The organism is Lentzea indica, assembly GCF_012184385.1.
GTDB lineage: Bacteria > Actinomycetota > Actinomycetes > Mycobacteriales > Pseudonocardiaceae > Lentzea > Lentzea indica.
On the sequence record NZ_VSRL01000053.1, the window covers coordinates 30819 to 43212 of the forward strand.

10 protein-coding genes and 1 pseudogene are annotated in these 12394 nt (G+C 67.9%); 8 read left to right on the forward strand and 3 right to left on the reverse strand.

Annotated features, from left to right (window positions below; genetic code table 11):
- Together FXN61_RS17075 and FXN61_RS17080 are read left to right on the forward strand one after the other, a co-directional pair.
- Entirely contained in the window at positions 1-390 is a 390-nt protein-coding gene (locus FXN61_RS17075) for a DUF6431 domain-containing protein (RefSeq protein WP_312877795.1), read from the forward strand.
- 16 nt (positions 391-406) lie between these two features.
- Positions 407-1569: pseudogene (locus FXN61_RS17080) on the forward strand (beta-ketoacyl synthase N-terminal-like domain-containing protein).
- Positions 1570-1764: 195 nt separating this feature from the next.
- Here FXN61_RS17080 and FXN61_RS17085 read toward each other — a convergent pair.
- Positions 1765-2427: a sigma-70 family RNA polymerase sigma factor gene (locus FXN61_RS17085; RefSeq protein ID WP_246291667.1), complete on the reverse strand. Its 663-nt coding sequence runs from the start codon at positions 2425-2427 to the stop codon at positions 1765-1767.
- A gap of 628 nt (positions 2428-3055) precedes the next feature.
- On the opposite strand from FXN61_RS17085, the gene FXN61_RS17090 reads away from it, so the two are divergent.
- Positions 3056-3577, forward strand: a complete 522-nt coding sequence (locus tag FXN61_RS17090) for a hypothetical protein (protein ID WP_223165485.1) — start codon at positions 3056-3058, stop codon at positions 3575-3577.
- A gap of 22 nt (positions 3578-3599) precedes the next feature.
- Positions 3600-4589: a DUF916 domain-containing protein gene (locus FXN61_RS17095; RefSeq protein WP_223165486.1), complete on the forward strand. Its 990-nt coding sequence runs from the start codon at positions 3600-3602 to the stop codon at positions 4587-4589.
- Positions 4590-4629: 40 nt separating this feature from the next.
- On the opposite strand, the gene FXN61_RS17100 is transcribed toward FXN61_RS17095, so the two are convergent.
- The gene (locus FXN61_RS17100; RefSeq protein ID WP_167975070.1) at positions 4630-5055 is read right to left on the reverse strand and encodes a hypothetical protein; all 426 of its coding nucleotides are present in this window, start codon (positions 5053-5055) and stop codon (positions 4630-4632) included.
- Here FXN61_RS17100 and FXN61_RS17105 point away from each other — a divergent pair.
- From FXN61_RS17105 to FXN61_RS17120, 4 genes are all read left to right on the forward strand, one after another.
- The gene (locus FXN61_RS17105) at positions 5054-9472 is read left to right on the forward strand and encodes a DUF2341 domain-containing protein (RefSeq protein ID WP_167975071.1); all 4419 of its coding nucleotides are present in this window, start codon (positions 5054-5056) and stop codon (positions 9470-9472) included. The two genes, FXN61_RS17100 and FXN61_RS17105, sit on opposite strands and share 2 nt — an antisense overlap.
- 131 nt (positions 9473-9603) lie before the next feature.
- A complete protein-coding gene (locus FXN61_RS17110) occupies positions 9604-10059 on the forward strand; it encodes a WxL domain-containing protein (protein ID WP_223165487.1) in 456 nt (151 codons plus the stop codon).
- Positions 10060-10094: 35 nt separating this feature from the next.
- On the forward strand, positions 10095-10640 hold the full coding sequence (locus FXN61_RS17115) for a WxL domain-containing protein (RefSeq protein ID WP_167975073.1): 546 nt from the start codon (positions 10095-10097) through the stop codon (positions 10638-10640).
- A 19-nt stretch (positions 10641-10659) separates the two neighbouring features.
- Positions 10660-11679 (forward strand): hypothetical protein, encoded by a 1020-nt coding sequence (locus tag FXN61_RS17120; protein WP_223165488.1) that lies wholly within the window; start codon positions 10660-10662, stop codon positions 11677-11679.
- 326 nt (positions 11680-12005) lie between these two features.
- On the opposite strand, the gene FXN61_RS17125 is transcribed toward FXN61_RS17120, so the two are convergent.
- Positions 12006-12394, reverse strand: a 389-nt coding sequence (locus tag FXN61_RS17125; protein WP_188135149.1) for a proprotein convertase P-domain-containing protein, incomplete at its 5' end; no start/stop codon positions are given.

Sequence of the window (12394 nt, forward strand, 5' to 3'; positions counted from 1 at the left end):
GTGACAAGTCGGCGCTCGAGGAGTCGTTGCAGGCCGGACGCCTCAGCTGCCCGGTGTGCCGGGGAGCGCTGCGGCGTGGGCAACGCGCGTGAACGCGTGGTGCGGTTGCGCGGTGTCTCGGACCGCAAGGTGCGCCCGCGCCGGGCCAGGTGTGCGGACTGCCGGCGCACCCACGTGCTGTTGCCGGACTGGATGCTGCTGCGGCGGGCGTACGCGGCGCCGGTCATCCGGGAGGCGGTCGCCGCGCACGTCCGCGGCAAGGGCTATCGGCGGATCGCGCTGAGCCTCGGACTGCCCGAGACCACGGTGCGGGACTGGCTGCGTGCCTTCCGCCGCAACACGAGTCCGCCCCATGTCGCCGCGTGGTTGTCGTCAGGTCTCCGGAACTGAGTCCGCTCTGACGGGCATGACCCCGAGGAAAGGACAGGACATGATCGGCATCTGTGGCATCGGAGTGGTCAGCGGTTACGGCTGGGGCCGCGAACCGCTGTGGGACGGCCTGGTGAGCGGCAAACCCGCCGCCCACCTGGTCGGCGGATACGGGCAGGACGACGCGTGGGTGGCGCTCGTGCCGGACGGCGGTGTTCCCGAGGACGGGCCGAGCCGGTTCGCGCGGGCGATGCGGGCCGCAGCCCGCGAGGCGATCGCGGACGCGGGCGACCACGGCTGGCAACCCGGTCGCCGGGTCGGCCTGCTGCACGCGGTCGTGCTGGGCGAAGTGGATCTCTGGCGGGACTTCTACCTCGCCCGCGACGGGCACGTGTCGGTGCGGGAGTTCCTGGCCCTCATGCCGTCGACGCCGATGTCGACCTCATGAGGGAATACGGCTTCCACGGCCCGGCGATGAACGTGTCCGCGATGTGCGCCTCCGGCAACGCCGCGCTGATCACGGCGAAGTCGTGGCTCGACGCCGGCGTGGTGGACGACGTGGTGCTGGTGGCCACCGACCTCTCGGCCACGCCGGAGAACGTGAGCCACTTCGTGCGGCTCGGCGTCGCGGTCACCGACACCGACCCGCTGGACGGATGCCGTCCTTTCCAGGAGGGCAGTCGCGGGTTCACCGTCGGCGAGGCGTCGGTCGCGATGGTGCTGTCGAGCCGCGCGTCCACGCCGTACCTGCACCTGCTCGGTGGCGCGATGTCACACGACGCGCACCACGTCACGTCGATCGACCCCGGACTCACACAGGTGATGACCTGCTTCCGGGACGCACTCGCCAACTCCGGCGTCGATGCCGGCTCCGTGCGATACCTGAACGCACACGGGCCCGGCACCGCGCAGTGCGACCGGGCGGAGGCGGCCGTGGTGGAAACGCTCTTCGCGCCGAGCACCGAGATCTACTCGGTCAAGCCGCTCACGGCGCACTGTCAGGGGGCGGCCTCGGCGATCGAGGTGGCCGCCGCCGCCCTCGGGAGCGAACGGGGGATCGTTCCGGCACCACCGACGGTGGCGACGGCCCACCCGCAGCTGCTCGACGGTCCCACTCCCCTGGCGGACGGCATCACGGTGAAGTCGTCGCTCGGGATGGGCGGCCACAACTCCGTCGTGGTGCTCGCGCCTCCATGCTGACCGGGCCCACCCTGCCGAAGCAGGATGCCGTCATGGCCCCCCGCGAGGGTGGCCATGACGGCGGCTCAAGCGGCGAGGCGGCTGCGGAGCGTGCCACGCGTGGCCACCTCCGCGAAGTACGCCTCGCGTTTGCGCGCGGCCCGGCCGGACGGTGGCTCGGCCACCAGGTCACGATCGAGCTGCGCGTTGACGCCGTCACGGAGCAGCGCGAGCGCCTCGCCGGATGTGCGACACCCGGGACTCGCCCACACCCAGTTCCGCCGCGATGTCGGCCATCGAGCGCTCCTGGAGGAAGTACCTGACGATGACGGTGCGCAGGTTGCCGGGCAGGGCGTCGATCGCATCCCGCAGGTAACCGCGTCGCTCACGCAGCAGCAACACGTCCTCGGGACCGGGAGCCCGCTCGCGGACGAGGAGGTCCGCGGTCTCCGGGGTGATGCCCTGCAGGCTGATCGGCGCCGCCCGCAGCACGTCGTGGTGCCACGCGGCCACCTCACGCTCGGACACCCCGAGCAGCTGTCCGAGCTCGACCGGGGTGGGCATGCGGCCGAGGGTCGCCACCAGGTCGTCCTGGGCGGTCTGGAGATCGCGGGCCCTGGTCCGCACAGAGCGGCTCGCCCAGTCGAGACCGCGCAGGTGGTCGATCAGCGCGCCGCGGACCCGGACGCACGCGACCTGTGTGAACGGCCCGTCACCCCGGTAGTTCCGCGCGCAGGCGACCAGCGCGGTCAGCCCGGCCGACAGCAGATCTTCCCGGTCGACGTGTGCGGGCAGCCTGCGGGCCAGGTGCTGAACTTCGCGGTCCACCAGTGAGAGGTGACGACGCACAAGTTCCTCGACTTCGCTGATCACTGCCATGGGGGGAGTCTTCGAGCGTTCGGTGAGCACAGCGGTTTCCGCTCGGGTGCAGAACGGTTGTAGGCATCCGGGCGCGCTCACGCGAAAGCGGCCGGCGGCGGGGGCGGTCTGGGTGACTCCGATGTGGAGCGGGGTGCTGAGCGAAGGCGGCCGAGGTGATGGAGAGACACGGCTCTCCCACCACCGGGCCGGGCGAGCATCACTCTCGTCCCTCCCCCGCTTCCGCACAGGACGCCAGCAACCAGAGAAACGCCTTGCCGAACGGCGCCGGCACGGGGACAAGTCCGCCCGAGGCGGCCGGTCCAGTTCGCCGGGATCCCGCGCCGACGACGTTCTCGGGCGGGCCGGCGGGTTTCGACGACGTGGCGTGACTCATACCGCAAATGCGGGATTCCTCATCGGAGAAACAGCCACTTTTCCAGCTCATTACGCGTGCCCCCGGGGGATTCCGTTCATGCGATTAGGTGAGTTTTTCTGCCTGGTGCCGGTCTGGACCGCGAAGTAGCATCCGAATCAGGCCGGCTGACCTTTTGCAGGTCGTCAGTGGCCCTCGTGCAGCTCGAACGACGATGAGAGGCTAGCCATGCAATCCGGTACCGGTTTTGAGATTCGAACTATATTCGGTGCATTGGTCGTGGCGACGGCCATGGCGGTGATCACCGCCGGTCCGGCCGGCGCCGTCGACGACACCACCACGACGACTTTCACCGTCTCAGCGGGCGCACTGGGAATCAACGCACCCGCGACGGCACCGCTCGGCACAGGGGCAGCGGGAGGCACGATCACGGCGCAGATGGGAAACGTGGTCGTCACCGACGCGCGGGCCCAGCTGGCCCCCACCTGGGCAGCCACGGTCGCCTCCGGCGACTTCACCACCGGCACCGCGACAACTGATGAGACGATCGCCAACGACCTCGTGGGCTACTGGTCAGGACCCGCGATCTCGCCGTCGGGCTCCGGCGCGACGTTCGTGCCGGGACAGCCCACGGCCGGTGACGTGGTGACATTGGCCGCGTCCCGGCCGGCGTTCTCCCTCACCGCCGGAGTCGGAAACAACTCGGTGACCTGGAATCCGACGCTGATCGTCAACGTCCCGGCGGCCGCGGTCGCGGGCGGATACACCGGAACGGTGACGCATTCGGTGGTGTGACCGGGCTGCTCGGCTGTTCGTGGTGCTGGTGGTCGCCGCGCTCGTGCAGAGTGCGGCGACCACCGGGTGTTGGTCCGCGACACCGGCCGGGACGCCCGGCGACGGGATCGGTATCAAACTGCTCGACGCCCCGACCAACAGGCGAGACGACCCCAGGGCCAAGACGTACATCATCGACTTCCTCCCACCCAACTCCGTGATCAGGAGAAGGGTGGAGATCCGGAACACCTCGGACGAGGCGAAGTCCGTCGACGTCTACGCAGGCGCTGCCGACATCCAGGACGCCAAGTTCATCGTCGGCGCCGATCGCACGCCCAACGAGTTGTCCACCTGGGTTTCTTTCGACCGCACCCATTTCGACGTGCCCGCCCGCAGCACGACCACGGTGCTGGCGACGATCACCGTTCCCGCGCAGGCGACCGGTGGCGAGCAGTACGCCGCCATCTGGGCGCAGGTCGCCGCGCCGCCCAGTGGCCCGGGGATGGTCCGCATGGTCAACAGGGTCGGCGTCCGGATCTACCTCAGCGTCGGCCCCGGCGGCGAACCCAGGTCGGACTTCGAGATCGAGAACCTGACCCCGGCGCGCACTGCCGACGGACGGCCCGAGGTCCTCGCGCAGGTGCACAACACCGGCGGGCGAGCGGTGGACGTGAGCGGTTCGCTGACGCTCTCGGACGGGCCGGGAGGGCTGCGCGCAGGCCCGTTCCAGGTGTCCGCCGGCAAGACGATCGAGCCGGGAGGCAGGGCGCAGGTCTCGGTCCTGCTTGACCAGAAACTGCCGGTCGGCCCCTGGAAGGCGGAGCTGAGCCTGGCGAGCGGCCTGATCAACCGGACCGCGACCGCTGTGATCACCTTTCCCAGTTCGCCCGGTGTCGGCGAGCCGGTCGTGCCGCAGTCACCCTATTTCACCGGGGTACTGGTGGGACTGCTCGCCGTGGCGTGCACGGCATTGGGCTGGATCGGCATTCGTTCGTGGCGGCGCCGGCGTGCGGATCTCCGGACTGAGTGGTAACCGGCAGGAAAGCGCTGTGGCTGTTCCCCGATCATTCTGATTACGGGAAAAACCGGAAGATCACACCTTGTGGTGGTTGGCGCGATGGGGCAATGCACCAGGGGCGTGCAGAACCAAATACTTGCCTTTGCGCGAGCGGAGCGCGGTCGCCAACGGATCGCGTCGTTCCTGACGAGTTGGGGTGATGGACGGTGAAGCGGCGGGTTTTGGCCAGGCTGGTGGTCACAGTCTTGCTGACGACCTTGATGCCGCTCGTCTTTCCCGGGATGGCCACGGCATCGAACCCACTCGCGATCACCAGCGCGAACCAGGCCACATTCGCCGTGGGACGGCCGGCCACCTTCACGCTCACCGCGACTCGTTCGCTGAAGCCCGTTCTCACCGCAGCCGGCGCATTGCCCGATGGCATCCGGTTCGTCGACAACCGCGACGGGACGGCCACGCTGTCCGGAACACCCAGAACCATGGGCGCGTACCCCCTGACCATCAGTGCCCGCGACACCGCCGACCGAACCGTCGAGCAGAGACTCCTCCTCAGCGTCGGGGAGGGCTGGTACAACGCCAGCTGGCAGCGCCGCAAGCCGATCACGATCGACCGCACCAAGGTCGGCTCGGCGCTGACCAACTACCCCGTGAAAATCATGAGGACCACCGACTCGGACCTGGCCAGCAGGGCGCAGTCGAACGGCAACGACATCCTGTTCACCAACTCGGACGGCACCACCAAGCTCAACCACCAGCTCCAGTCGTACACGTCGGCAACCGGTGCGCTGGTCGCGTGGGTGCAGGTGCCCGCGTTGTCCAGCACAGCCGACACGACGCTGTACATGTACTACGGCAACAGTTCGGCCTCCAGCCAGCAGAACGCCAGCGCGGTGTGGGACTCCACCAACACCTCCGTCTGGCACCTGACCGAACCCGTCAGCACGACCACCGGCAACTTCAAGGACTCCACCAGCAACGTCAACCACGCCACGTACCAGGGCTCACCGGGCCTGGCCACGAACTCCGACGGCGGCCTCACCTTCAACGGCACGTCCAACTACCTGTCGACCACGACTCAGCAGACCAACCCGCAGGTCTTCAGCGTCGAGGCGTGGGTCAAGACCTCCACCGCATCGGGTAAACCGATCGTCAGCTACGAGGGGCTGCAGACAGGTACCGCGACCAGCCTGTACGACAGGAACCTCAACATCGGAACCGACGGACGCGCCCACTTCGCCGTGTGGGACGGTTCCGTCGCCCGCCAGGTGCCGGGAGGCACCAACCTGGCCGACGGCAACTGGCACTTCCTCGTCGGCACGTACAGCAACGTCAGTGACACCCTCAGCCTGTACGTGGACGGCGCCCTGGCCGGCACCGCCGCCAGCCTCGCGGCCGAGATCAGCAACGGGTGGTGGCGCATCGGCAGCTACCACGCGTCCGACAACACCTTCGGCGTCAACGGATACTTTCCAGGCACCATCGACGAAGTCCGCGTCGCCAACGTCGTGCGCTCCGCCGGTTGGGTGACCACGAACTTCAACAACCAGAACAGCCCGTCGACGTTCGCAACGCTCGGCACCGAGCAGACGCTCACCGCACCGGCGATCACAAGTGCGAGCAGCACCACCTTCACCGAGAGTTCGGCCGGCTCGTTCACCGTCACCACGACCGGCGCGCCGACGCCGACACTCAGCCAGACCGGCTCGTTGCCCACCGGCGTGACCTTTGTGGACAACGGCAACGGAACGGCCACCCTGTCAGGAACACCCACCAGCGCGGGTACGTACCCGCTGACCATCACCGCCGCCAACGGGGTCAGTCCCAATGCCACGCAGAACTTCACCTTGACCGTCGGAGCGGCCTGGTACAACACGGGCTGGCTGTACCGCAAGGCGATCACGATCGACCACACGAAGGTTCCGGCCAACACGACGAACTTCACGGTCCTGGTCAGCAGAACCGACTCCGACCTCGCCGCACGGGCCCACTCCACCGGGCGCGACATCCTGTTCACCGACTCGGACAAGGTCACCAAGCTCGGCCACGAGATCGAGTCCTACACCTCGGCGTCCGGAATCCTGGTCGCCTGGGTACAGGTCCCCTCCTTGTCCAGCACGGTCAGCAAGACCATCTACATGTACTACGGAAACGCCACCGCCGGCGACCAGCAGAACGCCAGCGGCACGTGGCGCTCGGAGTACAAGGGGGTCTGGCACCTGTCGCAGAGCCCGACCGCCACCGCCCCGCAGTTCAAGGACTCGACCAGCAACGCCAACCACGGCACCGCGCAGGGCTCGATCCCCTCCGGCGCCCAGGCCGCCGGCAAGGTCAACGGCAGCATCACCCTGGACGGCAGCAACGACTACGTCTCGACCGCCGTCCAGCAGACCAACCCGCAGGCGTTCACGATCGAGGCCTGGGTGAAAACCAGTTCCGCCTCCGGCAGGGCCGTCGTCAACTTCGAGGACATCCAGACCGGCAGCGCCAGCACTCCCAACTACGACCGCGCTATCTACGTGGGCACCGACGGCAGGCCCCGCTTCGTCCTGTGGGACGGCTCGCAGGCACGTATCGCCGCGGGTGCCAGCACCATCGTGGACGGCCAGTGGCACCATCTCGCAGGCACCTACAACGGCACGACGATGAACTTCTACGTGGACGGCACGGCCGTCACGCCGGTCACCAGCTCCTCGGCTCAGGTGTTCAACGGCTACTGGCGCTTCGGCAGCTACCACGTGGAGCCCTACATCAACGCCATCGACGGCCACTTCTCCGGCAGCATCGACGAGATCCGGGTGTCCAACACGGCCTGGTCAGCGACGACCATCACCACCAGGTACAACAACCAGAGCTCGCCGTCCACGTTCCTCTCGCTGGCCGGTGAGCAGGCGTACTCCGCCGCACCGACGATCACGAGTGCGAGCAGCACCACCTTCTCCTCGACCCTGCCGGGCTCCTTCACCGTCACCACGACCGGCAGCCCTACGCCGTCCCTCAGCGTGACCGGCGCTCTGCCCAGCGGCGTGACCTTCGTGGACAACGGCAACGGAACAGCCACCCTGGCCGGGACGCCCGCATCGACTGCCACGGGTACGTACCCGCTGACCATCACCGCCGCCAACGGGGTCAGTCCCAACGCCACCCAGAGCTTCACCCTCACGGTCGTGTCGGGGTGGTACAACTCCGGCTGGCGCTACCGCAAGGCGATCACGATCGACCGCACCAAGGTCGGCGCAAGTCTGACGAACTTCCCGTTCCTGGTCAGCAGAACCGACTCCGACCTCGCCGCACGCGCCCAGTCCAGCGGTAACGACATCCTGTTCACCAGCTCCGACGGCGTCACGAAGATCAACCACCAGATCGAGACCTACACGTCGGGCACCGGCACGCTCGTGGGCTGGGTCAAGGTGCCCAGCCTGTCCACCACCGCGGACACGGTCATCTACATGTACTACGGCAACGCCTCGGCGGGCGACCAGCAGACCGCCGGCGCGGTCTGGGACTCCGGCTTCACCGGTGTCTGGCACCTGTCCGAGGGGCCCACGAGCACAGTCCCGCAGTTCAAGGACTCGACCGGCAACGCCAACCACGGCACCGCGCAGGGTTCGATCCCCTCCGGCGCCCAGGTCGCCGGCAAGGTCGACGGCAGCATCACCCTCGACGGCACCAACGACTACATCTCGACCACGAACCAGGCGACCGTGCCCAACACCGTCACGGTCGAGGCGTGGTTCAAGACCTCGACGGCGTCCGGAAAGAAGATCGTCGGCTACGCCAGCGACCAGACGGGCACCACAGAGGCGAACTACGACCGGATGCTCTGGGTCGGGACCGATGGCAAGCTGCGCTTCGGCGTGTACGACGGTGTCTTGCGAATAGGCGCCAGCGCCGGCACCGTCACCGACGGGGCGTGGCACCACGCGGTCGGCGTGTACGACAACGTCGCCCAAACCCTCACGCTGTACCTCGACGGAGCCGTCAGTTCCTCCGTCGCGACCGGCACCACGCCGCAGAGCTACACCGGTTGGTGGCGCATCGGTTCCTACATGATGTACGCAGGCTGGACGAACAGTGCGGCCGGTTACTTCCCTGGATCCGTCGACGAGGTCAGGGTCTCGACCACGGCGAGAAGCGCGGGCTGGATCACCACCGAGTACAACTCCCAGAGCTCGCCGTCCACCTTCTCCTCGACGGCCGGCGAGGTGGTCTACACCGAGGCGCCCGCGATCACGAGCGCGAACAGCACCAGCTTCACCGCTGGCTCGGCGGGCACCTTCACCGTCACCACGACCGGCACGCCGACACCAGCCATCAGCAAGAGCGGCGCATTGCCCACCGGAGTCACCTTCGTGGACAACGGCAACGGCACGGCAACCCTGTCGGGAACGCCCGCGGTCGCGGGCACCTACCCGTTGACGATCACGGCCAGCAGTTCGACCACTCCCGACGCCACCCAGGCCTTCACCCTCACCGTCAACGGAGGCTCGCTGTCGATCACCTTGCCCAGCACCGCGAATCTGGGCACAGGCGCACTCGGCAGCACGGTCAGCGGCGCACTCGGCTCCGTGCAGGTCATCGACAACCGTGGCAGCACCAGCGCGTCGTGGACCGCCTCGGTGTCCTCCACCACCTTCACCAGTGCGGGAAAGACGGTTCCGCTCGCGAACCTGAGCTACTGGTCGGGACCGTCCACGGCGACCACCGGCACCGGCACCTTCACCCCGGGACAAAGCAACTCCGGAGCCGCGCAGGACCTCACGGCGTCTCGCACCTGCTTCACGCTGGCAGGAGGCAACGGCATCAACCAAACCACGTGGAACCCGACACTCATCGTCACGGTGCCGATAACTCTGGTCCCCGGCACCTACAGCGGAACAGTCACGCACTCCGTCGTTTAGGAAGCACCCATCGACTTCGAATGAGCCAGGAGGGTGTTGTGTTCGGTAAACGAATCGGGTCGCTTGTGGCGGGAGCCGCCGCCGCTATTGCCGTCGGTACTGCTGTTCCGGCGAATGCGGTGGATTCCACCGTGACGTTCGCGACCACGGGCGGCACGCTTTCGGTCGTGGCGCCTGCTGCGGCGACGTTGACCGGTGGCAGCACCTCTCCGGGCGGGACGGTGAGTGGCCCGCTGGGAACCGTGACCGTCACCGATACTCGGGGTAATGCCGCCGGGTGGACGGCGAGCGTGTATTCGACGACAGGATTCACCGCCTCTGAAAGCACCGCGATCGCCAACAGCAGCGTCACCTACACACCGGGAGCGACCACGAGCACCAACTCGCCCGGTAGCCCGACCATCACCACGGGAAACGCCGGATCGCCGGGCGCCAACACCGGAGCCGCACTGACGGCATACACCTACGCCAACGCGACCGCCGGAGGCAACACGGTCGCCTGGAACCCCACCATCGCGGTCGTCATCCCGTCCAACGCGATAGGAAACGCGACGTACTCCGGGACGATCAGCCACCAGGTGGTGTGACCGTTGCGTCAGGCGCTGTTGAGAAAGGGGAAGTCGTGAGTATCAAGCGAATTGGTTTGCTCGTGGCGGGTGTCGCCGCCGTTGCGGCCGGTACTGTTGTTCCGGCCAATGCGGAGGACACCACTGTGACGTTCACCGCGAGTGCCGGCTCTCTTTCGGTGGTGGTACCTGCCGCCGCGTCATTGACCGGCGGTAGCACCGTTCCGGGCGGGACGGTGAGCGGTGCGCTGGGAACCGTCACCGTCACCGACGCGCGGGGCAATGCCGCCGGATGGACGGCAAGTGTGTACTCGACGACCGGATTCACCGCCTCCGGAAGCACCGCGATCGCCAACAGCGGTGTCACCTACACACCGGGGGCGACCACGAGCACCAATTCGCCGGGCAGCCCGACCATCACCGCGGGAACCGCCGGATCGCCGGGCGCCAACGCCGGAGCCGCACTGACCGCGTACACCTACGCCAACGCGACCGCCGGAGGCAACACGGTCGCATGGAACCCCACCATCACGGTCGTCATCCCACTCACCGCGAAGTCCGCGGTGACGTACTCCGGGACGGTGAGCCATCAGGTGGCGTGACAAGGCTGCCCTGCCGCTGGTGCTCACCTGCCTGGTCGCCCTCCTGAACGGGGGTACCGGCGCGCTGGCGGACGGCGACCTTGCCAAGAACAGCATCGGCATCCGGCTGCTCGAGATGCCCGCGAACCGCTTCGGCGACCCTCGCGCACAGGTCTACATCGTCGACCACCTCGCGCCGGGTGCCGTCATCAAACGACATGTGCTGATCACGAACAATTCCCAGGCGCCGCAACACATCGAGGTCTTTCCCGGCGCGGCCAGCATCGACGATGACGCGTTCAACGCGCTGGCCGGACGCGCCACCAACGAGCTGACCAGCTGGATCTCGCTCAACCGCACCGCCGTCGACCTGCCGCCGGGAGGAAGCGAGAAGGTACTGGTGACGATCGCGGTCGACCCCGCCGCGTCCACCGGCGAGCGCTACGGCGTCATCTGGGCGGAGACCAGTGCCCCGTCCAACACACCTGAAAACGTCCTGATGGTCACCAGGGTCGGCGTCCGGATCTACCTCGACGTCGGTCCCGGCGGTGACCCCGCACCGAGTTTCGACATCAGCAGCCTCACCCCGTCGCGCGACGGCGACCGCAGGCCCGAGGTGCTGGCCACCGTGCACAACACCGGAGGCCGTGCACTGGACATGGCGGGCGAGCTGACGCTGTCGGACGGCCCAGGAGGGGTGAACGCGGGCCCGTTCCCGGTCTCGACCGCGGTCACGGTGCTACCTGGCCACACCGCAGGAGTGCGAACTGTTCTCGATCAACGCCTGCCGGACGGCCCGTGGAAAGCGCGGCTGACGCTGCGCAGCGGCTACATAGAACGAGTTGCGACGGCCACCCTCACTTTTCCGGCCGCTGCCAACACGGTGGGTGGGCCGGTCACCCCCGAGAACTGGTTTCAGACACACCCGTTGCTGGCAGGCGGTCTGGCCGCGCTGGTCGGGGCCGCGCTGTTCGTGGCGTTCTTCGTCGTGCGCCGGAGGAGGCCGGTCTCACGTCGCCGAGAGCGTGAAAGGGCGGAGCCACTCGCCGAGAGTGTCTGATCGAGTCGTAACGGGTCCCCATCGGTGAGCACGAGGGTGATGTGAGCTGAAAGCTTCACCAGGCCACCAATGCTCACGGAGATCTCGTGTTGGTGCCGTCGGCATCTTTCTCGCCGCTGTGGGCCCTGAGAACGCGGACGGAGACGACGACATCGACACCATCCTGACGTTCTTGGTGAACTCGGGGGACGGTGACGACCTTCGAGGTCTTGAGCGGCCCTCTGCCTTCTCGGCACGGACAGCAGCGTGCCGACCCGCGACAAAAACGCCCCGTCCGGCTACCTGAGCGGTAACCGGGCGGGGCGTTCGTCGCGGGTGTGGTGGTGTCAGAAGTTGAGCTGCCAGGCGTCGAGGTAGCCGGCCTGCGAGGCGCGGTAGACGTCCTGGACCCGCAGCTTCCAGGTGCCGTTGGCGAGTTCGGCGGAGGCGTTGAGGGTGTAGGTGACGTGGAGGTTGTCGGTGGTGTCGGTGGAGGCGTTGCGCAGCCGGTAGGCGGTGCCGTCCGGCGCGATCAGGTCGAGCTGCAGGTCGCCGCGGGCGGTGTGCTTGATGTCGACGGTGACCTTGAGGCCGGTGGGGGCGGTGCCGGTGCGGCCAGAGACCGTGATCGGGCTGGTGACCGTACCGGTGCCGGGGATGGTGACGTTGGTCGTGTTGGCGAACACCGCCTGCTCCGGCGCCGGAGCCGGCGCGGGGGCCGGGGCCGGGGCCGGGG

What these genes read in the sequence shown, in the direction of transcription:
- FXN61_RS17085 (WP_246291667.1), bottom strand. Translation starts at nt 2,427, where the DNA reads ATGGCAGTGATCAGCGAAGTCGAGGAACTTGTGCGTCGTCACCTCTCA.
- FXN61_RS17105 (WP_167975071.1), top strand. Translation starts at nt 5,054, where the DNA reads ATGGGCGCGTACCCCCTGACCATCAGTGCCCGCGACACCGCCGACCGA.
- FXN61_RS17100 (WP_167975070.1), bottom strand. Translation starts at nt 5,055, where the DNA reads ATGGTTCTGGGTGTTCCGGACAGCGTGGCCGTCCCGTCGCGGTTGTCG.